This window comes from Photobacterium kishitanii, from assembly GCF_000613045.3.
In the GTDB taxonomy this organism is placed as follows: domain Bacteria; phylum Pseudomonadota; class Gammaproteobacteria; order Enterobacterales; family Vibrionaceae; genus Photobacterium; species Photobacterium kishitanii.
In genome coordinates this window covers 142140-167284 of sequence record NZ_LN794352.1, presented here as the reverse complement: position 1 = coordinate 167284, position 25145 = coordinate 142140, and the positions used below count along the sequence as shown (strand labels likewise).

Here is a 25145-nt window from a genome sequence, read left to right as displayed (position 1 = left end):
AAGATACCTATACTAGCTTCATCAAAACGAAATACATGTTCGTTTTTAACCAATTTATGAGGAATGTACCATGGCTCACCAAACCAATTTAATCGGTCTTGACAGTGATAAAGCCCAAGCGCTGGCTGCTGACCTCAATCAACTTCTGGCTAACTACCAAGTATTTTATATGAATACACGTGGTTACCATTGGAATATCAAAGGCCAACAATTTTTTGAGTTACATTTAAAATTTGAAGAAATCTATACTGATCTTCAAGTAAAAATTGATGAGTTAGCTGAACGTATTCTAACGTTAGGTTATACCCCAGATCATAGTTTTAGCCGCTATTTGGCGACTAGCGAAATCAAAGAACAACAAAATATCAGTGATGGCCTACAAGGCGTACAGGGCTTAGTAAGTGGTTTTAGTATTTTGCTCGGTCAACAACGTCGTATTCTGATTACCGCAGGCGATGCGAATGACGAAGGTACAGCAGCATTGATGGGCGATTATATTCGCGAACAAGAAAAGTTATTGTGGATGCTTAACGCTTACTTACAATAATAATTAATACAACATGTTAATGAATTAGTCGCTCATTAACATTAATAATATACTTATGTGATGTGGGTATATTTATCTAAGGCGACCCGCCTGACTACTGCAATACATTATATGGTTCTTTTGGGGTCTTTATGGCCCCGTTTTTTTATTTTCGTCCGCCATCAAGTTGAGCACACTTTTCAGCCCATACAACAGCTTGTAAATAACTATCTTGCACTTGTTGTCCTGATAGGCCTAATCCGCGACATTCTGTCATTACTTGCTGCCAGTCTGCTTTATCAAAGGCATCAACTAAATTTAATACTTGTCCCAGCTCCCCTTGTCGATGTAATAGTGCCGCCTGAATATTAGGTTGTAACTTTAATAGCACTAACAGATCAGCTAACGAACTATCTAATAACGCATCCAATAATGAAAACATACCCGCCAAAAATGCCTGCTCTGTCGGTATAATTAACAAACTGTAATCAACTAATTTTTCACACATTTTTGCACGTTGCAATGACAATGCATATAACGCTTTAGGTTTATCTAATGCAGCATGGGCAGTCGCCACCATGCCAACAAACATCCGTAATTTTTCCTCGCCTAAATACACCAGCGCCTGATGAAATGAACTGATTGGCTCAATCAATCGATGGTTAGTATGATTCACATAACGGAGTAATAAATAAGACAATGAAACATCACTACTAATAATCGTTTCGATATCAGTGAAATTAACTGGCTCACGACTAATAGCTTGTAATAATTGAATAGTGGTTAATTCAGAAGCAGCAACTTTACGCCGTTTTAGAAGTTCTGGGCGACTAAAATAATAGCCTTGAAAAAGATCAAACCCCGCCATAAGCGAGGTTTGAAAATCAGCATACGTTTCAACTTTTTCAGCTAAAAACTTTACTTTCATGTGACGATTATTACGTACAAAATCACAAGCTCTTTCTATGCCAAGCACTAATAAATCAAGTTTAATAATATGGACATAACGAAAGAAACGTTGCCATCTAATATCATATTCAAAATCATCTAACGCAATAATATAACCTTTATTGTAAAGATGTTTTATTGCTAAAAACAACGCATCATCGGGGATGCAAGTCTCTAAAATTTCGATAACAACTTTATGCTTGGGTAACAATAGTGGCATTAAATTAACTAAACAGTTTTGCGGAAAATTAATAAAATTCCGTTGACCTTTATAAGCACGATCATCACCAATTGCCATATAGTTTTCCAGCACCAGCCGACATGTTGCCTCATTAGCATCAATATTCGGAAAGGCATTACACTCACCATCACGAAATAATAATTCATGACCAATCGTCTGCTGACGACGATTAAAAATAGGTTGGCGAGCAACATAAGAAAACATGGTAATGATACCTTTCGACTACAGTGATTAACGATCTATTATCAATTGCAATAAAAGACATTATTGCAATTGATTTATGTTGGTTATCTTGATCTATGCACGCGCTAAAGCAAGTAATGCCCCACAGCCAATAAACATCGAACCAAAAATACGATTAAGGCGTGTCATTACTGTTGCAGAGCGAATATAACCGGTAAAACGAGACGCCAAACAGACATAAAACATCATTACACAGGCATCAATAACCAATGTTGTCACCCCTAAGATCAATAGTTGCGGTAATTGTGGTTGAGCGGCATTAATAAATTGAGGGAATAAAGCCACTAAAAAAACGATAGTTTTAGGGTTAGTCAAATTCACCAACACTGCTCGTCGAAATAAACACCCACTCGTCACTGACTTATCGACATTCTCAATTGCCAACGTGCTCTGTTCGCGCCATTTTTGAATACCTAACCACACCAAATAGCCAACACCGACCCATTTAATCACGGTAAAGGCTAATGCCGATTGAGCAACTAATGCGCCTAACCCAACCCCAACTAATACGATATGAACAGCCATTCCCAATTGCAAACCAACAATTGATGCTAATGACTTACGCCAGCCATATACCATACCATTACTGATTGAATTTACGGTGCCAGAGCCAGGCGCGAAACTAAAGACGATTGCAGCAACAACGTAGGCAAGCCAGATCTCAACACTCATTTATATTCCTTTATTATTATATTAAACAGTTAAAAAATGTTGTTATACCTTGAAGCTTGATTAACAAGCAACTAATTGCTTCGTTACGCTACTGACAATAAATAATGTATACTGGCAAAGATGATAATAAGCAACGAGATAGCTTATCGTCGTAAATATCATTCAATACTTTGCCTCATAGTTCACAACTTTCGGAAACGTTATGACCAGCTCTGCCCTGCATTTTTCACAAGAAGCAACCTTCAGTAATATGATGGCAGGCCCGATCGCTGCACTGTGGCAACAACGGCATCAAGGTACATTGCAAGGTATTAATGACTGCCAGTTAAGTTGGGTAAGTTTAACGCCGGGCCACAGTAATAAAGTAATTGTAATAGTGAATGGCCGCATTGAAAGTTATTACAAATACCAAGAGCTTTTTTTTGATTTAGTTAATCAGGGCTATCATATTTATGCCCTCGATCACCGTGGTCAAGGTATGTCACAACGACTAACCGCCGATACTGAAATGGGGTATGTCGGCCACTTTAATGATTATGTTAATGACCTACACACTTTTATTACTGATATTGTCAAACCGCAAGGCTACCAACATCAGTTCCTATTAGGCCACTCGATGGGGGGAACTATTAGTAGTTTACTCCTTGCGCGCTATCCTAAACTGTTTGACCGCGCCGCATTAAGTGCACCAATGCATGGCATCTATCTCAAACCAAGTTTACGCTTTTTTGCTGAGCCATTAGCACGCTTCAATGATCGTATTCATCGTCTGCCCACTTATGCGCCAGGCCAACGGCCTTATTACTCAAAACCATTTGTTAATAATCCACTGACACACAGCGAAATACGCTTTCAATGGTTTAAAAATCTCTACCAACAATATCCCCAATTACGCTTAGGTGGTGCCAGTAATCGCTGGGTATGGCAAAGTATTATTGGTGCTCGTGCCAGTATTGCTGAGGCGAAAAATATCACTACCCCAACCTTGGTATTACAAGGTAGTGCTGATCGCATTGTTGACAATCAATCCCACCGCCACTTTTGCCAACAAACACCGCACTATAGTCGATTAATCACTATCGCTAACGCACGCCACGAATTATTATTTGAAAGTGATCAGTATCGTAATATTGCCTTAACTGAAATTTGCAACCACTTTGCGGTGTCATAACAGTAAATAGCCTAAAAAAGGCTATGCCATCACAAAAATAAAAACGGAAATATTTATTACTAACAATAACCCCTTTTTATCTCTCATTGTGGTTTAAAATTAGCGACTCATATTAGATCTCGTTATCTTTAATCTTTCTGTTTATTGAGAGCCTTCATGTATCAAATTGTTGCTTCAGATTTAGATGGTACGTTACTAAATCCCGATCATAAAATTGCGCCATTTACTCGTGATGTATTACAGCGCCTTGCTCAACAAAAAATAAATTTCGTGTTTGCAACTGGTCGCCATCATATTGATGTCGCAGAGATACGTGAAAAATTAGCCATTCCCGCTTATATGATCACTTCCAATGGCGCACGCGTGCATAACACTCAAGGCGAATTAGTCTTTCAACAAAACCTCAGCGCTGAAGTTATTCGTGGCGTGATTGAATTAGCTAAAGATGATCCAGCCTTACATATTCATATGTACCGTGGTGATCAGTGGCTACTCAATCATGACAATGAGCAATTAAAAGAATTCCATGACAGTTTTAGTTATCAATTATTTGATATTAATAACCCACCAGTAGATGACGTTGCTAAGGTATTCTTTACTCGCGAAGATGGCGATCACGATGCACTGGCGAAATGGGAACAAATATTTAATGATAACTTTGGTGACAAAGCCAATATTGCATTTTCTACGCCATGGTGCCTTGAAGTTATGGATGCTGGCGTATCAAAAGGCCACGCACTTAAAGCTGTAGCTGAAGCTCTTGGCTACCAATTAGCAGATTGTATTGCCTTTGGTGATGGCATGAATGATGCTGAAATGCTAGCAATGGCGGGTAAAGGGCTAGTGATGAGCACTTCCCATGATAAGGTCAAATTAGCATTGCCTAATAATGAAGTTATTGGCTCTAACGCCGACGAAGCTGTAGCGCATTATTTAGAGCAACACCTGTTAACAAAGTGATTTTATTAATACTGCCAATCTAAAGCGATGACAACTATAGTACCCTATTGTTGTCACTGCTTTTTCTCAAAACTGGCCTGTCATCGTCAATATATGCTGCCACTGAGCTGATGTTACCGGCATCACACTGAGCCGATTACCTCTTTTCACTAATGGCATCTCCGCTAATTCCAGCGTTTTTTTCATTCGTGCTAAACTTACTAATCTTAGATGTTGCTGATATTCGATATCAACCATCATCCACGGTGGGTTTTCACGCGTCGCTTTAGGGTCAAAATAAGCACTTGTCGGTTCAAATTGGAAGTGATCTGGGTAGGCCTCTTTGACAACCTTGGCGATTCCAACCACACCAATATCTTTACAAGAAGAATGGTAAATTAAGACCTGATCACCACATTTAATCTCATCCCGAAGCATATTTCGAGCCTGATAATTACGAACACCTTCCCACGGTGAAACTTTTTGTTGTTTTAAAGTGTCTATTGAAAAGGTATCTGGTTCGGTTTTAAATAACCAATACGCCATGGATTTCCCCTAATTACGCTAATTTCAATGTTGAAATTGAGCCTACCATAGAGAGTACATAATGACATACCCACGCTTATCACTTGCCCTACTATTAGCTGCAACCACATTATCGGGCTGTGCCAGCTGGATGCCCGCTGCTTTTAAAAGCGATCCTGCAGAGTCACAATGGGTGGGTAACTATAAAAGTGATACCGAGATGGGATTAACTACACATCTTCACTTAGCAGATGATCATGCAGCAACAACGACTTACACTTATACTAATGGCGATCCTGATTTATTAGAAACAGGGCATTGGCAAGCAATTAATCCAACCAGTGTCAAAGTTACTATGACGACCCACCAAGGACGACCTTTAAATAGCGAACGTATTTATAGTTATGATCCCCACAGTGAGCAATTAAGCACTCAGCAAGAAACAGTAGATGGTCAAACTTATCAATTAGGTGTCGAAGGGTTAATTCTCCAACGTCAATAAACGCTAATATTATTCTCTATCGTGACTCAAAGGTGGCGTTATGCCACACTGCCACCTTTATTATTGATCACGAGAAAAATATGGCTTGTCAGCGTTGCGGGTTTAAATTTAATTGTATTTGCGCTCTCGAACCGCAATTACAATCAACGGCCGACTTTGTACTGCTTACCCATACCCGCGAATGCAGCAAAGATACCAATACGGGTGTGCTAATGACTCGCACCTTACCCAGTTGTCGAGTTGAAATTTGGCACCGTACACAGCCGCCGCAAGCATTATTAGATCAATTACAAGATCCTCACTATCAAGCTTGGTTAGTCTTTCCTAGTGATGAACAACATCCTGCGATGTCTTTAACACTACCAGCAGCAAATAACGCTAAAATATTATTAATTATTCTTGATGCAACTTGGCAAGAAGCACGCAAAATGGTCCGTAAAAGTCCGTGGCTAAACCAATTACCTCGACTTGCTTTAACGCCGCAACAGTCATCAAGTTATGCTTTGCGTCGCAATCAACAACCAGGACACCTTTGCACTTGTGAGGTCGGGATTGAATTATTAGTACTCTTACAACAACACCAAGCAGCAGAGCAACTACAAACCTATTTTAATCACTTTATTGATACCTACCATGCCGATAAAAGTGGTCATGCAAAATAAGCACTCAATAACTTAAATCACACGAATAGTTGTTTTTGTAATATCAGATTTACCGCTTTATTTTCTAAATAAAAAGGCTCAGATTAGCGACAACCATTTTATACACCGTATTTTTAGTGAAGCATATACCATGAAAACCAAAATTCTAGCTGTTGTCATCATAGCCTCAACCTTAGGTCTTGCTGGCTGTGCTGCAAACCCTTATGGCAATGCCTACAATGTAAATGACGCCCGTCAAATGCAACAGGTCTACTATGGTACTGTAGTACGTACGCAAGCCGTTACCCTAAATGGTAATGGTAATGGCATTGGTACATTAGCAGGGGGCGCTATTGGTGGCATTCTTGGTTCTGGTGTCGGCGGCGGTAAAGGTGCAGAAATAGCGACTATTGGTGGCGCATTGTTAGGTGGCTTCTTAGGTAATGAAGCGGGTAACCAAGCCACAAAACGCAACGGCGTTAACTTAACCATCAAAATGGACAGCGGTCGCACCGTTTCTATCGTGCAACAAGTCAATCCACAAGTGATGTTTCATGCCGGTGAGCGTGTACAAGTCAATCTTAGTGATGACGGCACTTCACGAGTTACTCCAGCTTAATCACAACAGCATTAGTTTACAAAAAGGAGCATTAGCTCCTTTTTTATTATTTACAGTTTCCTTCATACTTAATCTCACAACTTTGCCCTCGATTTTGATCGTAACAATCGCCATACCTTGTATTTATTGACTCACATTGCCTTTATTTAGAGCTAAATCGTCATCACAGGTTATTGTTTATGATTATTTAAAAAAAAACCTTCTAAACCATAAAACATGTAACATCACAATTAATGCATAACTATTTTATGCTCATAGCAAGATAACCATGATTTGTATTATAAATACCACCAGATGAGAATTTCAAGCCACTGTTATTAATGGTCTTTTGATTGATATGGCTGATTGGTTAGTAATGAAATATCAATTTTCACGCAATTAAGCGATCGAATAACGATACTCTTTATTAATTTACACTCTAAATATGCAACGTTTCTTTGCGCTTTTACGGTTTTTTTTTTATCAAAATAGCAGCATCATAGCACTCGTTAAATAGCTAAACGGTGATGCAATTAAGTAATAACGATAGAATAAAGTATCTTTAATTTATTTTTTTGGTTAGGTAAGACAATCAAAAAAATAATTTAACTATTACTTTTTCTTTATATTATTTAATCCGCATGACTTTATTTTCATTACGATAAATAAACTATGTAAATAGCGTTTATATCCTTCCTAATCATAGGTGAATATAATGTCATCAGATACTGGCACTAAAAAAATGGGGCTTGTCGGCTTAACTGTACTTGTTGCAGTTAACATGATGGGTTCCGGTATTATTATGCTACCAGCAAGCTTGGCGCAAGTTGGTGCAATTTCTATGTTATCTTGGATTGTGACCGCGTTAGGCGCAATGTGTATTGCTTATACATTTGCTAAATGTGGTGCATTTTGTAAACGCTCTGGCGGTATGTCAGCTTACGCAGAAGAAGCACACGGAAAATCATCTTTCTTCATCTCTTCTTACACTTATTACGTGTGTTTAGTTATTAGCTGTGTTGCGATTGCCGTTTCAGCGTTAGGTTACATCAAACCATTTATGCCTTGGCTTGATACACCTATCCACACTTTCTTCGGTGTCGTTGCTATCCTTATCTTCACTATGGTAGCTAACTTTGGCGGTGCGAAAATCACTGGTCAAATCTCTGCATTCACTGTTTGGGGTATCATTATTCCAGTTGCGGGTCTATCTATCATCGGTTGGTGGTGGTTCGATCCACAAACATTCATGAATGCATGGAACCCACACCACGACACAACTATGCACTCTGTATCTTCTGGTATCGCACTGACTTTATGGGCATTCCTAGGTATTGAATCTGCAGGTGCTAACTCTGATGCAGTTGAAAACCCAGAGCGTAACGTACCATTAGCAGTATTGTTTGGTACTGGTTTCGCAGCGATCATCTACATTGCATCAACTGGTGTTATTCAGGGTATTATTCCTAACTCTGAACTATCAGCGTCAACAGCACCATTTGGTTTAGTGTTCAGCCACATGTTTAACCCAACTGTAGGTAACATCGTTACCCTAGCAGCAGTTATCGCATGTATCGGCTCACTACTTGGCTGGCAGTTCACTAACGCACAGGTTTCTAAAGCAGCAGCAGATGAAGGTCTATTCCCTAAAATCTTTGCTAAAACCAACAAAGCAGGCGTGCCCATTGCCGGTATGTTAATCATGCTAGCTGCTGAGATTCTACTGGCGGTAATGACTATCTCTCCTAACTTGATCAGTCAGTTCAATGCGCTATTGAACCTAGCAGTATTTATTAACATGGTACCTTACATCCTATCGATGACTGGTCTTGAAGTATTACTTCGCAAGAACATGGTATCTAAAAAGCAATACCGTCTGGGTGCAACCGTGGGTACATTAGCTGTTCTTTACAGTATCTATGGTGTGTACGCTTGTGGTGCAACCGCAGTATTCGGCGGTACTATCTTGACGCTACTAGGTTATATCTTCTACGGCTTCATTGCTGCTCGAGATACTAAACCAGAAGTTAAAGCAAACTAATTTAAAAATTTAATAAATTCGATACTAAAGAAATTTATTAATAACTAGCTAGAACGGAAATGGGAATAAATAATAAATAAGTCACGCGTTAATTATTAATTAATAAATGGTATTATTTACTCCCTCTCTAAAATATTCAAACAGACCTTTTTATTACTTCATATTTTTTATGTCGCGGTAAAACACATCTGTTATCAATCATTTTATTCAGGCGTTATTATGAACAACAATAATAGTACAAATAAAATGCGTGCTCTCGTTATTGAGCACCAAAACATTACTCCAAATAGCTTTGCTGATCGTGCAACTAAGTCACTGATCGCTGAACTACAAAACCGTACCATCGAAATCATCACTGCGACTTCTTATGAAGATGCACGTGCGGTTATTCTATCAACTCAAATTGATAGCCTAGTATTAGCACTTGAAAAAACTGAAGAGCAAATCGTTAACTCTCACGAAGAAGTTGATTTGTTAGCAGCACTACAAGCACGTCAATCTGAAGTGCCAGTATTTCTACTAGCAGAACGCGCTCGTACGTCTATCCTTAACAACCGCCAATTAATGGAGCGTGTTGACGAGTGTTATTCAGTACTAGAAGACACCGCTGATTTCGTTGCTGGCCGTATCGTTGCTTCAATGCGTCGTTACCGTGCACAAGTGCTACCACCGTTCATGAAAGCGATGATGCACTACAACGACATCCATGAGTACTCATGGTCTGCTCCAGGTCACCAAGGTGGTATTGGTTTTACTAAGACCCCTGCTGGTAACCAATTCTTTGAATTCTTCGGCGAAAACTTGTTCCGTACCGATATGGGTATCGAGCGTGCTGCACTAGGTTCATTACTTGACCACAGCGGCGCATTTAAAGATTCAGAAGTTGAAGCAGCTAAGATCTTCGGTGCTCACCAGTCTTACTCTGGTATCGTAGGTACTTCAGGTTCAAACCGTACTATCATGCAAGCATGTATGAAAGATGACGACATCGCTATTTGTGACCGTAACTGTCACAAATCAATCGAGCAAGGTCTGATCCTAACGGGCGCGCGTCCAATCTACATGGTGCCTAGCCGTAACTGCTACGGTATTATCGGTCCAATCAGCAAAGTTCAAATGAGCAAAGAAGGCATTGCCCTTAAAGCGAAAAATGCGGGCATTCCTTTCAACGCTGATGAGAAAAAAGCCAGCTACGCTGTAGTAACTAACTGTACTTACGACGGTTTATGTTACCACTCAGAAGTGACTGAAGCGCTACTAGGCGAAAGCTCTAGCCGTATTCACATGGACGAAGCTTGGTTCGGTTACGCACGTTTTAACCCTATCTACAAGGGTCACTACGCAATGCGTGGCGATGCTAAAGACCACACGGGTCCTACAGTATTTGCGACTCACTCAACGCACAAATTATTGAATGCATTGTCTCAAGCATCATACATTCACGTACGTAACGGTGAAAACGCAATCAACTTTGACCGTTTCAACCAAGCTTACATGATGCACACTTCAACATCACCACTATACGCAATCTGTGCGTCTAACGATGTTGCTGCGAATATGATGAAAGGCGAAAGTGGTCTATCGCTAACTAACGAAGTTAACCGCGAAGCGATCATCTTCCGTCAAAACATGCGTCAACTATTCAACGATTACACCGCTGAAAACGATTGGTTCTTCAAGCCTTGGAACGCTGAAACGGTTACCGAAATGAACGGTGACAAAGTTAATTTCGAAGACGCTTCTGTTGAGTCTCTAATGACTATCCAACAGAACTGGAAATTGACACCTGGCGACAAGTGGCACGGCTTTGACGAAATCGACAATGACTGGTGTATGCTTGATCCAATCAAAGTGAGCTTGCTAACTCCGGGGCTTGACGACAACGGTAACTTCCTAGAAACAGGTGTTCCAGCAGCACTTGTCACTGCATACCTAGGTCGTTTCGGTATCGTACCAACCCGTACCACTGACTTCCAAGTAATGTTCCTATTCTCAATGGGTATTACTAAAGGTAAGCGTGACACCTTGATCAACACCTTATTGTCATTCAAGCGTCACTACGATGCAAACGCAGATATCGAAACATTACTGCCTGAGCTAGTCGCTTCTGCTCCAGAAGTTTACCGCGGTCTTGGTCTTAAAGATCTTGGTAACAAGATGTTTGAATACCTAGTACGTCATAACCCAAGCCAAGTACTAAACCACGCTTACTCAAGCCTGCCAGAAATGGAAGTGAAGCCACGTACTGCTTACCAGTTCGTAGTATCTGATGACGTAGAGCTAGTACCTTCTGACAAGCTTGTTGGTCGTGTTGCAGCGAACTCGGTTATTCCTTACCCACCAGGCATTCCAATGCTAATGGGTGGCGAAAACTTCGGTGACGAAACAAGTCCTCAAATCCAGTACTTGAAAGCACTAGAAGCATGGGATGCTGAATTCCCTGGTTTCGAACACGAAACTGAAGGTGCAGAGATCGAAGACGGTAAATACCACGTTCTTTGTATCAAAAAAGACGCACTATAATCGCCTAACACGATAATGTGACTACCCTATCAATCCCTCGCTAATTATAGCGGGGGATTTTTTTATACCTGCTAATCAATATATCTAGAGCCCTAATCAGCATTTTTACTTAGACGGCATTATTTAAAATATAAATTAAATTTCTCTTAACCTAACAATAAAAAAATACGTCTTTATCTCGCAGTGAATTTATTTCCAATATTTATGCATAAATATCACCCGCACATTTAATCTATCTTTAATTCCCACCCATAACAACTTTCTCAAGCTATTGTAAATAAAGATGTTTAATCGCAAAAAAAAACGCGATAAATGAAATATTCTTAAAGGAATGGTCGAATAACGATACTCAATGTGACAGTAATCACTAAAAATGCAATGCTTCATTCCGTTTTTATGGTTTTATTTTCATGGAAACGGGGCATTATATGTCTCGAAAACAAGGTTAAGAGTTCGGTTTAAAATATAACTTTTATAACGTTTACAGTTAAAGAGTTATATTTTAATTATTTTATTACTAAACAAATTTAATAAAATATTTAAGTGTTTATTACTTTCACAATAAACAATTCACCATGGACTTGGTTTTATTTCAATTAAGATAAGCTCTAATTTAAATAAGGTTTATCATTCCACTAATCACAGGTGAATATAATGTCATCAGATACTGGCACTAAAAAAATGGGGCTTGTCGGCTTAACTGTACTTGTTGCAGTTAACATGATGGGTTCCGGTATTATTATGCTACCAGCAAGCTTGGCGCAAGTTGGTGCAATTTCGATGTTATCTTGGGTTGTAACTGCATTAGGCTCAATGTGTATTGCTTATACATTTGCTAAATGTGGTGCATTTTGTAAACGCTCTGGCGGTATGTCAGCTTACTCAGAAGAAGCACACGGAAAATCATCTTTCTTCATCTCTTCTTACACTTATTACATATCTTTAGTTATTAGCTGTGTTGCGATTGCCGTTTCAGCGTTAGGTTACATCAAACCATTTATGCCTTGGCTTGGTACACCTATCCACACTTTCTTCGGTGTCGTTGCTATCCTTATCTTCACTGTTGTGGCTAACTTTGGCGGTGCGAAAATCACTGGTCAAATCGCTACAGTCACTGTTTGGGGTATCATTCTTCCAGTTGCGGGTCTATCTATCCTCGGTTGGTGGTGGTTCGATCCACAAACATTCATGAACGCATGGAACCCACAGCACGCCGGAACCATGCACTCTGTATCTGCAGGTATCGCACTGACTTTATGGGCATTCCTAGGTATTGAATCTGCGGGGGCTGCCTCTGATACGGTTGAAAACCCAGAGCGTAACGTACCATTAGCAGTATTGTTTGGTACTGGTTTCGCAGCGGTTTTTTACATTGCATCAACAGGTGTTATTCAAGGTATTATTCCTAACGCAGAATTATCAGCATCAACAGCACCATTTGGTTTAGTGTTCAGCTACATGTTTAACCCGACTGTAGGTAACATCGTTACAATAGCAGCAGTTATCGCATGTATCGGCTCACTACTTGGCTGGCAGTTCACTAACGCACAGGTTTCTAAAGCAGCAGCAGATGAAGGTCTATTCCCTAAAATCTTTGCTAAAACCAACAAAGCAGGCGTGCCAATTAACGGTATGTTAATCATGCTAGCGATTGAGATCTTACTAGCGGTAATGACTATCTCTCCTAACTTGGTCAATCAGTTCAACGCGCTAGTGAATCTAGCAGTATTTGTTAACATGATACCTTACGTCCTATCGATGACTGGTCTTGAAGTATTACTTCGCAAGAACATGGTATCTAAAAAGCAATACCGTCTGGGTGCAACTCTGGGTACATTAGCTGTTCTTTACAGTATCTATGGTGTGTACGCTTGTGGTGAAGCCGCAGTATTTAGCGGTACTATCGTGACACTACTGGGTTATATCTTCTACGGCTTCATTGCTGCTCGAGATACTAAACCAGAAGTTAAAGCAAACTAATTTAAAAATTTAATAAATTCGATACTAAAGAAATTTATTAATAACTAGCTAGAAAGAACGGAAATAGGAATAATAATAAATAAGTCACGTATTAATTAATAAATGACATTATTTATTCCCTTTCTAAAATATTCGGTCAGACCTTTATTACTTCATATTTTTTATGTCGCGGTAAAACACATCTGCCATTAATCATTTTATTCAGGCATTATTATGAACAACAATAATAGTACAAATAAAATGCGTGCTCTCGTTATTGAGCACCAAAACATTACTCCAAATAGCTTTGCTGATCGTGCAACTAAGTCACTGATCGCTGAACTACAAAACCGTACCATCGAAATCATCACTGCGACTTCTTATGAAGATGCACGTGCGGTTATTCTATCAACTCAAATTGATAGCCTAGTATTAGCACTTGAAAAAACTGAAGAGCAAATCGTTAACTCTCACGAAGAAGTTGATTTGTTAGCAGCACTACAAGCACGTCAATCTGAAGTGCCAGTATTTCTACTAGCAGAACGCGCTCGTACGTCTATCCTTAACAACCGCCAATTAATGGAGCGTGTTGACGAGTGTTATTCAGTACTAGAAGACACCGCTGATTTCGTTGCTGGCCGTATCGTTGCTTCAATGCGTCGTTACCGTGCACAAGTGCTACCACCGTTCATGAAAGCGATGATGCACTACAACGACATCCATGAGTACTCATGGTCTGCTCCAGGTCACCAAGGTGGTATTGGTTTTACTAAGACCCCTGCTGGTAACCAATTCTTTGAATTCTTCGGCGAAAACTTGTTCCGTACCGATATGGGTATCGAGCGTGCTGCACTAGGTTCATTACTTGACCACAGCGGCGCATTTAAAGATTCAGAAGTTGAAGCAGCTAAGATCTTCGGTGCTCACCAGTCTTACTCTGGTATCGTAGGTACTTCAGGTTCAAACCGTACTATCATGCAAGCATGTATGAAAGATGACGACATCGCTATTTGTGACCGTAACTGTCACAAATCAATCGAGCAAGGTCTGATCCTAACGGGCGCGCGTCCAATCTACATGGTGCCTAGCCGTAACTGCTACGGTATTATCGGTCCAATCAGCAAAGTTCAAATGAGCAAAGAAGGCATTGCCCTTAAAGCGAAAAATGCGGGCATTCCTTTCAACGCTGATGAGAAAAAAGCCAGCTACGCTGTAGTAACTAACTGTACTTACGACGGTTTATGTTACCACTCAGAAGTGACTGAAGCGCTACTAGGCGAAAGCTCTAGCCGTATTCACATGGACGAAGCTTGGTTCGGTTACGCACGTTTTAACCCTATCTACAAGGGTCACTACGCAATGCGTGGCGATGCTAAAGACCACACGGGTCCTACAGTATTTGCGACTCACTCAACGCACAAATTATTGAATGCATTGTCTCAAGCATCATACATTCACGTACGTAACGGTGAAAACGCAATCAACTTTGACCGTTTCAACCAAGCTTACATGATGCACACTTCAACATCACCACTATACGCAATCTGTGCGTCTAACGATGTTGCTGCGAATATGATGAAAGGCGAAAGTGGTCTATCGCTAACTAACGAAGTTAACCGCGAAGCGATCATCTTCCGTCAAAACATGCGTCAACTATTCAACGATTACACCGCTGAAAACGATTGGTTCTTCAAGCCTTGGAACGCTGAAACGGTTACCGAAATGAACGGTGACAAAGTTAATTTCGAAGACGCTTCTGTTGAGTCTCTAATGACTATCCAACAGAACTGGAAATTGACACCTGGCGACAAGTGGCACGGCTTTGACGAAATCGACAATGACTGGTGTATGCTTGATCCAATCAAAGTGAGCTTGCTAACTCCGGGGCTTGACGACAACGGTAACTTCCTAGAAACAGGTGTTCCAGCAGCACTTGTCACTGCATACCTAGGTCGTTTCGGTATCGTACCAACCCGTACCACTGACTTCCAAGTAATGTTCCTATTCTCAATGGGTATTACTAAAGGTAAGCGTGACACCTTGATCAACACCTTGTTGTCATTCAAGCGTCACTACGATGCAAACGCAGATATCGAAACATTACTGCCTGAGCTAGTCGCTTCTGCTCCAGAAGTTTACCGCGGTCTTGGTCTTAAAGATCTTGGTAACAAGATGTTTGAATACCTAGTACGTCATAACCCAAGCCAAGTACTAAACCACGCTTACTCAAGCCTGCCAGAAATGGAAGTGAAGCCACGTACTGCTTACCAGTTCGTAGTATCTGATGACGTAGAGCTAGTACCTTCTGACAAGCTTGTTGGTCGTGTTGCAGCGAACTCGGTTATTCCTTACCCACCAGGCATTCCAATGCTAATGGGTGGCGAAAACTTCGGTGACGAAACAAGTCCTCAAATCCAGTACTTGAAAGCACTAGAAGCATGGGATGCTGAATTCCCTGGTTTCGAACACGAAACTGAAGGTGCAGAGATCGAAGACGGTAAATACCACGTTCTTTGTATCAAAAAAGACGCACTATAATCGCCTAACACGATAATGTGACTACCCTATCAATCCCTCGCTAATTATAGCGGGGGATTTTTTTATACCTGCTAATCAATATATCTAGAGCCCTAATCAGCATTTTTTACTTAGACGGCATTATTTTAAATACAAATTAAATTTTTCTTAACCTAACAATAAAAAATATTTCTTTATTTTATAGTGAATTTGTTCCCAGTATTTATGCATAACTATTGTTCATACATTTAATCTATCTTTAATTCCCACCCATAACAACTTTCTCAAGCCATTGTAAAAAAAGATGTTTAATCGCAAAAAAACGCAACAAATGACACATTCTTGAAAGGAATGGTAGAATAACGATACTCAATGTGACAGTAGTCACTAAAAATGCAATGATTCATTCCGTTTTTATGGTTTTATTTTTATGAAAACGGCGCATTATATGTCTCGAACACAAGGTTAAGAGTTCGGTTTAAAATATAACTTTTATAACGTTTACAGTTAAAGAGTTATATTTTAATTATTTTATTACTAAACAAATTTAATAAAATATTTAAGTGTTTATTACTTTCACAATAAACAATTCACCATGGACTTGGTTTTATTTCAATTAAGATAAGCTCTAATTTAAATAAGGTTTATCATTCCACTAATCACAGGTGAATATAATGTCATCAGATACTGGCACTAAAAAAATGGGGCTTGTCGGCTTAACTGTACTTGTTGCAGTTAACATGATGGGTTCCGGTATTATTATGCTACCAGCAAGCTTGGCGCAAGTTGGTGCAATTTCTATGTTATCTTGGATTGTGACCGCGTTAGGCGCAATGTGTATTGCTTATACATTTGCTAAATGTGGTGCATTTTGTAAACGCTCTGGCGGTATGTCAGCTTACGCAGAAGAAGCACACGGAAAATCATCTTTCTTCATCTCTTCTTACACTTATTACGTGTGTTTAGTTATTAGCTGTGTTGCGATTGCCGTTTCAGCGTTAGGTTACATCAAACCATTTATGCCTTGGCTTGATACACCTATCCACACTTTCTTCGGTGTCGTTGCTATCCTTATCTTCACTATGGTAGCTAACTTTGGCGGTGCGAAAATCACTGGTCAAATCTCTGCATTCACTGTTTGGGGTATCATTATTCCAGTTGCGGGTCTATCTATCATCGGTTGGTGGTGGTTCGATCCACAAACATTCATGAATGCATGGAACCCACACCACGACACAACTATGCACTCTGTATCTTCTGGTATCGCACTGACTTTATGGGCATTCCTAGGTATTGAATCTGCAGGTGCTAACTCTGATGCAGTTGAAAACCCAGAGCGTAACGTACCATTAGCAGTATTGTTTGGTACTGGTTTCGCAGCGATCATCTACATTGCATCAACTGGTGTTATTCAGGGTATTATTCCTAACTCTGAACTATCAGCGTCAACAGCACCATTTGGTTTAGTGTTCAGCCACATGTTTAACCCAACTGTAGGTAACATCGTTACCCTAGCAGCAGTTATCGCATGTATCGGCTCACTACTTGGCTGGCAGTTCACTAACGCACAGGTTTCTAAAGCAGCAGCAGATGAAGGTCTATTCCCTAAAATCTTTGCTAAAACCAACAAAGCAGGCGTGCCCATTGCCGGTATGTTAATCATGCTAGCTGCTGAGATTCTACTGGCGGTAATGACTATCTCTCCTAACTTGATCAGTCAGTTCAATGCGCTATTGAACCTAGCAGTATTTATTAACATGGTACCTTACATCCTATCGATGACTGGTCTTGAAGTATTACTTCGCAAGAACATGGTATCTAAAAAGCAATACCGTCTGGGTGCAACCGTGGGTACATTAGCTGTTCTTTACAGTATCTATGGTGTGTACGCTTGTGGTGCAACCGCAGTATTCGGCGGTACTATCTTGACGCTACTAGGTTATATCTTCTACGGCTTCATTGCTGCTCGAGATACTAAACCAGAAGTTAAAGCAAACTAATTTAAAAATTTAATAAATTCGATACTAAAGAAATTTATTAATAACTAGCTAGAACGGAAATGGGAATAAATAATAAATAAGTCACGCGTTAATTATTAATTAATAAATGGTATTATTTACTCCCTCTCTAAAATATTCAAACAGACCTTTTTATTACTTCATATTTTTTATGTCGCGGTAAAACACATCTGTTATCAATCATTTTATTCAGGCGTTATTATGAACAACAATAATAGTACAAATAAAATGCGTGCTCTCGTTATTGAGCACCAAAACATTACTCCAAATAGCTTTGCTGATCGTGCAACTAAGTCACTGATCGCTGAACTACAAAACCGTACCATCGAAATCATCACTGCGACTTCTTATGAAGATGCACGTGCGGTTATTCTATCAACTCAAATTGATAGCCTAGTATTAGCACTTGAAAAAACTGAAGAGCAAATCGTTAACTCTCACGAAGAAGTTGATTTGTTAGCAGCACTACAAGCACGTCAATCTGAAGTGCCAGTATTTCTACTAGCAGAACGCGCTCGTACGTCTATCCTTAACAACCGCCAATTAATGGAGCGTGTTGACGAGTGTTATTCAGTACTAGAAGACACCGCTGATTTCGTTGCTGGCCGTATCGTTGCTTCAATGCGTCGTTACCGTGCACAAGTGCTACCACCGTTCATGAAAGCGATGATGCACTACAACGACATCCATGAGTACTCATGGTCTGCTCCAGGTCACCAAGGTGGTATTGGTTTTACTAAGACCCCTGCTGGTAACCAATTCTTTGAATTCTTCGGCGAAAACTTGTTCCGTACCGATATGGGTATCGAGCGTGCTGCACTAGGTTCATTACTTGACCACAGCGGCGCATTTAAAGATTCAGAAGTTGAAGCAGCTAAGATCTTCGGTGCTCACCAGTCTTACTCTGGTATCGTAGGTACTTCAGGTTCAAACCGTACTATCATGCAAGCATGTATGAAAGATGACGACATCGCTATTTGTGACCGTAACTGTCACAAATCAATCGAGCAAGGTCTGATCCTAACGGGCGCGCGTCCAATCTACATGGTGCCTAGCCGTAACTGCTACGGTATTATCGGTCCAATCAGCAAAGTTCAAATGAGCAAAGAAGGCATTGCCCTTAAAGCGAAAAATGCGGGCATTCCTTTCAACGCTGATGAGAAAAAAGCCAGCTACGCTGTAGTAACTAACTGTACTTACGACGGTTTATGTTACCACTCAGAAGTGACTGAAGCGCTACTAGGCGAAAGCTCTAGCCGTATTCACATGGACGAAGCTTGGTTCGGTTACGCACGTTTTAACCCTATCTACAAAGGTCACTACGCAATGCGTGGCGATGCTAAAGACCACACGGGTCCAACAGTATTTGCGACTCACTCAACGCACAAATTATTGAATGCATTGTCTCAAGCATCATACATTCACGTACGTAACGGTGAAAACGCAATCAACTTTGACCGTTTCAACCAAGCTTACATGATGCACACTTCAACATCACCACTATACGCAATCTGTGCGTCTAACGATGTTGCTGCGAATATGATGAAAGGCGAAAGTGGTCTATCGCTAACTAACGAAGTTAACCGCGAAGCGATCATCTTCCGTCAAAACATGCGTCAACTATTCAACGATTACACCGCTGAAAACGATTGGTTCTTCAAGCCTTGGAACGCTGAAACGGTTACCGAAATGAACGGTGACAAAGTTAATTTCGAAGACGCTTCTGTTGAGTCTCTAATGACTATCCAACAGAACTGGAAATTGACACCTGGCGACAAGTGGCACGGCTTTGACGAAATCGACAATGACTGGTGTATGCTTGATCCAATCAAAGTGAGCTTGCTAACTCCGGGGCTTGACGACAACGGTAACTTCCTAGAAACAGGTGTTCCAGCAGCACTTGTCACTGCATACCTAGGTCGTTTCGGTATCGTACCAACCCGTACCACTGACTTCCAAGTAATGTTCCTATTCTCAATGGGTATTACTAAAGGTAAGCGTGACACCTTGATCAACACCTTGTTGTCATTCAAGCGTCACTACGATGCAAACGCAGATATCGAAACATTACTGCCTGAGCTAGTCGCTTCTGCTCCAGAAGTTTACCGCGGTCTTGGTCTTAAAGATCTTGGTAACAAGATGTTTGAATACCTAGTACGTCATAACCCAAGCCAAGTACTAAACCACGCTTACTCAAGCCTGCCAGAAATGGAAGTGAAGCCACGTACTGCTTACCAGTTCGTAGTATCTGATGACGTAGAGCTAGTACCTTCTGACAAGCTTGTTGGTCGTGTTGCAGCGAACTCGGTTATTCCTTACCCACCAGGCATTCCAATGCTAATGGGTGGTGAAAACTTCGGTGACGAAACAAGTCCTCAAATCCAGTACTTGAAAGCACTAGAAGCATGGGATGCTGAATTCCCTGGTTTCGAACACGAAACTGAAGGTGCAGAGATCGAAGACGGTAAATACCACGTTCTTTGTATCAAAAAAGACGCACTATAATCGCCTAACACGATAATGTGACTACCCTATCAATCCCTCGCTAATTATAGCGGGGGATTTTTTATACCGCTTATAATAGCAATTAAAAATTCTAGCTAAGCATTTCACTTAGACTTAATTATTTTTAATACAAATTAAATTTCTCTAATCTGTGACGAAAAACATTCCTTTAAATACTTACTTGAATTTATCATTGATATTTGCGAATAAATATTCACTAACTGCTACTTTCAATATTATCACTAGGTGACTGTTACAAGTTATTGTAATAAAAGATTTTTCAATCAAATGAAAAAGTAAAAAATAGCTTTTAGGTGCCAATATTAAAATAATATGGTCGAATAACGATACAAAAAACACCACGCGACCTCATAAATGAAATCTTTTATTCCATTTATATTATTTTGTTTTTAACAAAATATACACCTATATTAGGTCGAGTAAAAGATTAAGACTTCACTTTAAAATATAATTTTTATGGTTAAAGAATTATATTTTAATTATTTTATTACTAATGAAATAATTAAATTTTATTACTTACATAATAAATAATTCACCATGGAACCTATTTATTTAAATTAAGATAAATCCTTTTTTAATAAACTTTATCTCCTTTCTAATCATAGGTGAATATAATGTCATCAGATACAGACACTAAAAAAATGGGTCTTGTCGGCTTAACTGTACTTGTTGCAGTTAACATGATGGGTTCCGGTATTATTATGCTACCAGCAAGCTTGGCGCAAGTTGGTGCAATTTCAATGCTATCTTGGGTTGTGACTGCATTAGGCGCAATGTGTATTGCTTATACATTTGCTAAATGTGGTGCATTTTGTAAACGCTCTGGCGGTATGTCAGCTTACGCAGAAGAAGCACACGGAAAATCATCTTTCTTCATCTCTTCTTACACTTACTACGTATGTTTAGTTATTAGCTGTGTTGCGATTGCCGTTTCAGCGTTAGGTTACATCAAACCATTTATACCCTGGCTTGATACGCCTATCCACACTTTCTACGGTGTAGTTGCTATCCTTATCTTCACTATGGTGGCTAACTTTGGCGGTGCGAAAATCACTGGTCAAATCTCTGCATTCACTGTTTGGGGTATCATTATTCCAGTTGCGGGTCTATCTATCATCGGTTGGTGGTGGTTCGATCCACAAACATTCATGAATGCATGGAACCCACACCACGACACAACTATGCACTCTGTATCTTCTGGTATCGCACTGACTTTATGGGCATTCCTAGGTATTGAATCTGCAGGTGCTAACTCTGATGCGGTTGAAAATCCAGAGCGTAACGTACCATTAGCAGTATTGTTTGGTACTGGTTTCGCAGCAATTGTTTACATTGCATCAACAGGTGTTATTCAAGGTATTATTCCTAACGCAGAATTATCAGCGTCAACAGCACCATTTGGTTTAGTGTTCAGCCACATGTTTAACCCAACTGTAGGTAACATCGTTACCCTAGCAGCAGTTATCGCATGTATCGGCTCACTACTTGGCTGGCAGTTCACTAACGCACAGGTTTCTAAAGCAGCAGCAGATGAAGGTCTATTCCCTAAAATCTTTGCTAAAACCAACAAAGCAGGCGTGCCCATTGCCGGTATGTTAATCATGCTAGCGGCTGAGATTTTACTGGCGGTAATGACTATCTCTCCTAACTTGATCAGTCAGTTCAACGCGCTATTGAACCTAGCAGTATTTATTAACATGGTACCTTACATCCTATCGATGACTGGTCTTGAAGTATTACTTCGCAAGAACATGGTGTCTAAAAAGCAATACCGTCTGGGTGCAACCGTGGGGACATTAGCTGTTCTTTACAGTATCTATGGCGTCTATGCCTGCGGTGCAACCGCAGTATTTGGCGGTACCATTCTGACACTACTGGGTTATATCTTCTACGGCTTCATTGCTGCACGAGATACTAAACCCGACATTAAAATAAGTTAATTTATTAATAACCAACTAGAACAAAAATGGGGATAAATAATAAATGCGCTTACTATTAATAATGATATTAATAACCAGCTTTATTTATTCCCTACTTAAAAATTCGATTGAGCGTTTTATTACTTTATATTCATGAAGTCAGCATAAAACATATCAGCCATTAATCATTTTATTCAGGCGTTATTATGAACAACAACTATATAACCAACAAAATGCGTGCTCTCGTTATTGAACACCAAAATATTACTCCAAATAGCTTTGCTGATCGTGCAACTAAATCACTAATTACAGAGCTACAGAATCGCAGTATCGAAATTATTACTGCAACATCTTATGAAGATGCACGTGCGGTTATTCTATCAACTCAAATTGATAGCCTAGTATTAGCTCTTGAAAAAACTGAAGAGCAAATCGTTAGCTCGAACGAAGAAGTTGACCTACTCAGTGCTCTGCAAGCACGTCAATCTGAAGTGCCAGTGTTTCTATTAGCAGAACGCGCTCGTACGTCTATCCTTAACAACCGCCAATTAATGGAGCGTGTTGACGAGTGTTATTCAGTACTAGAAGACACCGCTGATTTCGTTGCTGGCCGTATCGTTGCTTCAATGCGTCGTTACCGTGCACAAGTGCTACCACCGTTCATGAAAGCGATGATGCACTACAACGACATCCATGAGTACTCATGGTCTGCTCCAGGTCACCAAGGTGGTATTGGTTTTACTAAGACCCCTGCTGGTAACCAATTCTTTGAATTCTTCGGCGAAAACTTGTTCCGTACCGATATGGGTATCGAGCGTGCTGCACTAGGTTCATTACTTGACCACAGCGGCGCATTTAAAGATTCAGAAGTTGAAGCAGCTAAGATCTTCGGTGCTCACCAGTCTTACTCTGGTATCGTAGGTACTTCAGGTTCAAACCGTACTATCATGCAAGCATGTATGAAAGATGACGATATTGCTATTTGTGACCGTAACTGTCATAAATCAATCGAGCAAGGTCTGATCCTAACGGGCGCGCGTCCAATCTACATGGTGCCTAGCCGTAACTGCTACGGTATTATCGGTCCAATCAGCAAAGTTCAAATGAGCAAAGAAGGCATTGCCCTTAAAGCGAAAAATGCGGGCATTCCTTTCAACGCTGATGAGAAAAAAGCCAGCTACGCTGTAGTAACTAACTGTACTTACGACGGTTTATGTTACCACTCAGAAGTGACTGAAGCGCTACTCGGCGAAAGCTCTAGCCGTATTCACATGGATGAAGCATGGTTCGGTTACGCACGTTTTAACCCTATCTACAAGGGTCACTACGCAATGCGTGGCGATGCTAAAGACCACACGGGTCCAACAGTATTTGCGACTCACTCAACGCACAAGTTATTGAATGCATTGTCTCAAGCATCATACATTCACGTACGTAACGGCGAAAACGCGATTAACTTCGATCGTTTCAACCAAGCTTACATGATGCACACATCAACATCACCACTATACGCAATCTGTGCGTCTAACGATGTTGCAGCGAACATGATGAAGGGTGAAAGTGGTCTATCGCTAACTAACGAAGTTAACCGCGAAGCGATCGTCTTCCGTCAAAGCATGCGTCAACTATTCAACGATTACACTAGCGAAAACGACTGGTTCTTCAAACCTTGGAACGCTGAAACGGTTACTGAAATGAACGGTGACAAAGTTAATTTCGAAGATGCTTCTGTTGAGTCTCTAATGACTATCCAACAGAACTGGAAATTAACGCCTGGTGACAAGTGGCACGGCTTTGACGAAATTGACAATGACTGGTGTATGCTTGATCCAATCAAAGTTAGCCTACTCACTCCTGGTCTTGATGATAAAGGTCAGTTCCTAAATACCGGTATTCCAGCAGCACTTGTCACTGCATACCTCGGTCGCTTTGGTATCGTACCAACCCGTACCACTGACTTCCAAGTAATGTTTCTATTCTCAATGGGTATTACTAAAGGTAAGCGTGACACCTTGATCAACACCTTGTTGTCATTCAAGCGTCACTACGATGCTAACTCTGCGTTAGAAACAATCTTACCAGAGCTAGTGGCATCTTCACCTCAAACTTACTCGGGCCTTGGTTTACGAGATCTTGGTGAGCGAATGTTCAAGTATCTAGTTCGTCATAACCCAAGCCAAGTACTTAACCAAGCTTACTCAAGCCTGCCAGAAATGGAAGTGAAGCCACGTACTGCTTACCAGTTCGTAGTATCTGATGACGTAGAACTAGTACCTTCTGACAAGCTAGTCGGTCGTGTTGCAGCAAACTCGGTTATTCCTTACCCACCAGGTATTCCAATGCTTATGGGTGGCGAGAACTTCGGTGATACCACCAGTCCTCAAATCCAGTACTTGAAAGCACTAGAAGCATGGGATGCTGAATTCCCTGGTTTTGAACACGAAACTGAAGGCGCAGAGATCGAAGACGGTAAATACCACGTTCTTTGTATTAAAAAAGAAGCACTATAAATCGCCTCATGCGATAACGTGACGCCCCTATCAATCCTCCACGGGTAACTGTGGGGGATTTTTTATCACGATAACTTAAGTGCAGGAAGTGCAGGAAGTGCAGGAAGTGCAGGTATTTGAATCAAT

General features: G+C 40.4%; 17 protein-coding genes. 14 read left to right on the top strand and 3 right to left on the bottom strand.

Annotated features, from left to right (window positions below; all coding sequences use genetic code 11):
- The first annotated feature begins 70 nt into the window (after positions 1-70).
- Positions 71-547, top strand: a complete 477-nt coding sequence (locus tag PPBDW_RS00930) for a Dps family protein (protein WP_036789240.1) — start codon at positions 71-73, stop codon at positions 545-547.
- A 145-nt stretch (positions 548-692) separates the two neighbouring features.
- Here the strand turns inward: PPBDW_RS00930 and PPBDW_RS00925 are convergent, their stop codons facing one another.
- Both PPBDW_RS00925 and rhtB read right to left on the bottom strand, forming a co-directional pair.
- Positions 693-1919: an EAL and HDOD domain-containing protein gene (locus PPBDW_RS00925; protein ID WP_036789238.1), complete on the bottom strand. Its 1227-nt coding sequence runs from the start codon at positions 1917-1919 to the stop codon at positions 693-695.
- A 93-nt stretch (positions 1920-2012) separates the two neighbouring features.
- Complete coding sequence (gene rhtB, locus PPBDW_RS00920; RefSeq protein ID WP_036789236.1) at positions 2013-2630, bottom strand: homoserine/homoserine lactone efflux protein; 618 nt, start codon at positions 2628-2630, stop codon at positions 2013-2015.
- Between the two features lie 202 nt (positions 2631-2832).
- Here rhtB and PPBDW_RS00915 point away from each other — a divergent pair, with 202 nt between their 5' ends.
- Positions 2833-3801, top strand: a complete 969-nt coding sequence (locus PPBDW_RS00915; RefSeq protein ID WP_036789235.1) for an alpha/beta fold hydrolase — start codon at positions 2833-2835, stop codon at positions 3799-3801.
- 156 nt (positions 3802-3957) lie between these two features.
- On the top strand, positions 3958-4761 hold the full coding sequence (locus PPBDW_RS00910; RefSeq protein ID WP_036789232.1) for a Cof-type HAD-IIB family hydrolase: 804 nt from the start codon (positions 3958-3960) through the stop codon (positions 4759-4761).
- Between the two features lie 66 nt (positions 4762-4827).
- On the opposite strand, the gene PPBDW_RS00905 is transcribed toward PPBDW_RS00910, so the two are convergent.
- The gene (locus PPBDW_RS00905) at positions 4828-5286 is read right to left on the bottom strand and encodes an EVE domain-containing protein (protein WP_036789230.1); all 459 of its coding nucleotides are present in this window, start codon (positions 5284-5286) and stop codon (positions 4828-4830) included.
- A gap of 61 nt (positions 5287-5347) precedes the next feature.
- Here PPBDW_RS00905 and PPBDW_RS00900 point away from each other — a divergent pair, with 61 nt between their 5' ends.
- The 11 genes from PPBDW_RS00900 (at position 5348) to adiA (PPBDW_RS00850) (ending at position 25019) form a co-directional block, all read left to right on the top strand.
- On the top strand, positions 5348-5767 hold the full coding sequence (locus PPBDW_RS00900) for a hypothetical protein (protein WP_036789228.1): 420 nt from the start codon (positions 5348-5350) through the stop codon (positions 5765-5767).
- Between the two features lie 80 nt (positions 5768-5847).
- Positions 5848-6429: a tRNA-uridine aminocarboxypropyltransferase gene (locus PPBDW_RS00895; RefSeq protein ID WP_036789227.1), complete on the top strand. Its 582-nt coding sequence runs from the start codon at positions 5848-5850 to the stop codon at positions 6427-6429.
- Between the two features lie 130 nt (positions 6430-6559).
- Positions 6560-7027: an outer membrane lipoprotein gene (locus PPBDW_RS00890; RefSeq protein WP_036789225.1), complete on the top strand. Its 468-nt coding sequence runs from the start codon at positions 6560-6562 to the stop codon at positions 7025-7027.
- A gap of 694 nt (positions 7028-7721) precedes the next feature.
- Positions 7722-9047: a putrescine-ornithine antiporter gene (potE, locus tag PPBDW_RS00885; RefSeq protein ID WP_036789220.1), complete on the top strand. Its 1326-nt coding sequence runs from the start codon at positions 7722-7724 to the stop codon at positions 9045-9047.
- A gap of 219 nt (positions 9048-9266) precedes the next feature.
- Complete coding sequence (gene adiA / locus PPBDW_RS00880) at positions 9267-11570, top strand: arginine decarboxylase (RefSeq protein ID WP_107188719.1); 2304 nt, start codon at positions 9267-9269, stop codon at positions 11568-11570.
- Between the two features lie 654 nt (positions 11571-12224).
- A complete protein-coding gene (potE, locus tag PPBDW_RS00875) occupies positions 12225-13550 on the top strand; it encodes a putrescine-ornithine antiporter (RefSeq protein ID WP_036789223.1) in 1326 nt (441 codons plus the stop codon).
- 213 nt (positions 13551-13763) lie between these two features.
- Positions 13764-16067, top strand: coding sequence for an arginine decarboxylase (gene adiA / locus PPBDW_RS00870; protein WP_107188719.1), 2304 nt, complete (start codon positions 13764-13766; stop codon positions 16065-16067).
- A 653-nt stretch (positions 16068-16720) separates the two neighbouring features.
- Positions 16721-18046 (top strand): putrescine-ornithine antiporter, encoded by a 1326-nt coding sequence (gene potE / locus PPBDW_RS00865; protein WP_036789220.1) that lies wholly within the window; start codon positions 16721-16723, stop codon positions 18044-18046.
- A 219-nt stretch (positions 18047-18265) separates the two neighbouring features.
- A complete protein-coding gene (gene adiA, locus PPBDW_RS00860; protein WP_107188719.1) occupies positions 18266-20569 on the top strand; it encodes an arginine decarboxylase in 2304 nt (767 codons plus the stop codon).
- Positions 20570-21204: 635 nt separating this feature from the next.
- Positions 21205-22530, top strand: a complete 1326-nt coding sequence (gene potE, locus PPBDW_RS00855; protein ID WP_036789218.1) for a putrescine-ornithine antiporter — start codon at positions 21205-21207, stop codon at positions 22528-22530.
- Positions 22531-22715: 185 nt separating this feature from the next.
- On the top strand, positions 22716-25019 hold the full coding sequence (gene adiA, locus PPBDW_RS00850; RefSeq protein ID WP_036789216.1) for an arginine decarboxylase: 2304 nt from the start codon (positions 22716-22718) through the stop codon (positions 25017-25019).
- The last annotated feature ends 126 nt before the right edge of the window (positions 25020-25145 follow it).

Bases quoted from the DNA above. Each gene is read 5' to 3' on its own strand.
- PPBDW_RS00930 (WP_036789240.1), top strand. From the start codon at position 71: ATGGCTCACCAAACCAATTTAATCGGTCTTGACAGTGATAAAGCCCAA.
- PPBDW_RS00925 (WP_036789238.1), bottom strand. From the start codon at position 1,919: ATGTTTTCTTATGTTGCTCGCCAACCTATTTTTAATCGTCGTCAGCAG.
- rhtB (WP_036789236.1), bottom strand. From the start codon at position 2,630: ATGAGTGTTGAGATCTGGCTTGCCTACGTTGTTGCTGCAATCGTCTTT.
- PPBDW_RS00915 (WP_036789235.1), top strand. From the start codon at position 2,833: ATGACCAGCTCTGCCCTGCATTTTTCACAAGAAGCAACCTTCAGTAAT.
- PPBDW_RS00910 (WP_036789232.1), top strand. From the start codon at position 3,958: ATGTATCAAATTGTTGCTTCAGATTTAGATGGTACGTTACTAAATCCC.
- PPBDW_RS00905 (WP_036789230.1), bottom strand. From the start codon at position 5,286: ATGGCGTATTGGTTATTTAAAACCGAACCAGATACCTTTTCAATAGAC.
- PPBDW_RS00900 (WP_036789228.1), top strand. From the start codon at position 5,348: ATGACATACCCACGCTTATCACTTGCCCTACTATTAGCTGCAACCACA.
- PPBDW_RS00895 (WP_036789227.1), top strand. From the start codon at position 5,848: ATGGCTTGTCAGCGTTGCGGGTTTAAATTTAATTGTATTTGCGCTCTC.
- PPBDW_RS00890 (WP_036789225.1), top strand. From the start codon at position 6,560: ATGAAAACCAAAATTCTAGCTGTTGTCATCATAGCCTCAACCTTAGGT.
- potE (WP_036789220.1), top strand. From the start codon at position 7,722: ATGTCATCAGATACTGGCACTAAAAAAATGGGGCTTGTCGGCTTAACT.
- adiA (WP_107188719.1), top strand. From the start codon at position 9,267: ATGAACAACAATAATAGTACAAATAAAATGCGTGCTCTCGTTATTGAG.
- potE (WP_036789223.1), top strand. From the start codon at position 12,225: ATGTCATCAGATACTGGCACTAAAAAAATGGGGCTTGTCGGCTTAACT.
- adiA (WP_107188719.1), top strand. From the start codon at position 13,764: ATGAACAACAATAATAGTACAAATAAAATGCGTGCTCTCGTTATTGAG.
- potE (WP_036789220.1), top strand. From the start codon at position 16,721: ATGTCATCAGATACTGGCACTAAAAAAATGGGGCTTGTCGGCTTAACT.
- adiA (WP_107188719.1), top strand. From the start codon at position 18,266: ATGAACAACAATAATAGTACAAATAAAATGCGTGCTCTCGTTATTGAG.
- potE (WP_036789218.1), top strand. From the start codon at position 21,205: ATGTCATCAGATACAGACACTAAAAAAATGGGTCTTGTCGGCTTAACT.
- adiA (WP_036789216.1), top strand. From the start codon at position 22,716: ATGAACAACAACTATATAACCAACAAAATGCGTGCTCTCGTTATTGAA.